Source organism: Psychrobacter sp. 1U2, from assembly GCF_051847575.1.
In genome coordinates, this window is record NZ_JBPYDC010000655.1 from 1 (window position 1) to 917 (window position 917).

The window sequence follows — 917 nt, forward strand, 5'->3', positions numbered from 1 at the left end:
ACATGACCTAAATGTAATGGGTGTGCAAAGACATCTAAAAGTATTAGGCATATTTATTCGGTTGTCTGAGCGCGATGGTAAAAACCGCTATTTAGCTGATATTCCAAAAGTCATGCGCGATCTTGTTTTTGAGTTAGACTGGCTGGCTGAACAGGGCAGTGATGCTATGAAGCAAGCTATATTACCCTTTAATCAATGGCTAAAAAATAGCGTATTACCTGCTTATCAAGATAAGTTTGCATTGTAATAGGTATTGATGAATTAATTCGATTATTAAAATAATAATGTTAATAAGGAGCGTGCATGACTGTTATAACCCAAGCGATGATTTTGGCGGCTGGTAAGGGGACACGTCTGCGTCCATTGACTCTTGAGACCCCAAAACCGTTAGTTGAAGTAGGTGGACAGCCGCTGATTGTCTGGCATATAAAGGCATTACAAGCCGCGGGCATCACTGATATTACTATCAATGTCTCGTGGCTTGCTGACAAGCTGATGGATACCCTAGGCGATGGGTCGCAATACGGGGTGAATTTACATTGGTCGGTTGAAGATGATGAGCCTTTAGAGACCGCAGGCGGCATTTTCCAAGCGTTACAAACGGGTAAATTACGAGATGAGCCTTTTCTTCTAGTCAACTCTGATGTCTGGACGACCTATGACTTTGCGCAATTGCAAGATTATACGCTGAGTGCCGATCAGCGTGCACATCTATTATTAATCGATAATCCAGAGCATAATAATGGCGGTGACTTTGCTATTAATAATGGGCTTGCCAGTGAGACTCCAATTGGTGAGGCAGACAAGTACACTTTTGCTGGTATTAGCGTAATGTCACCCAAATTGGTTGATGGCTTGGTCGCAGGACAACCGGCAGCACTAGCACCACTACTCAAGCAAGCGATGCTTAAGTTTCA

At 43.2% G+C, this 917-nt stretch carries 1 protein-coding gene and 1 pseudogene; both read left to right on the forward strand.

Annotated features, from left to right (window positions below; genetic code table 11):
• Positions 1–247: pseudogene (locus ACS8FD_RS17895) on the forward strand (aminoglycoside phosphotransferase); the annotation flags it as partial.
• A gap of 56 nt (positions 248–303) precedes the next feature.
• On the forward strand, positions 304–917 hold a 614-nt coding region (locus ACS8FD_RS17900), incomplete at its 3' end, for a nucleotidyltransferase family protein (protein ID WP_439276840.1).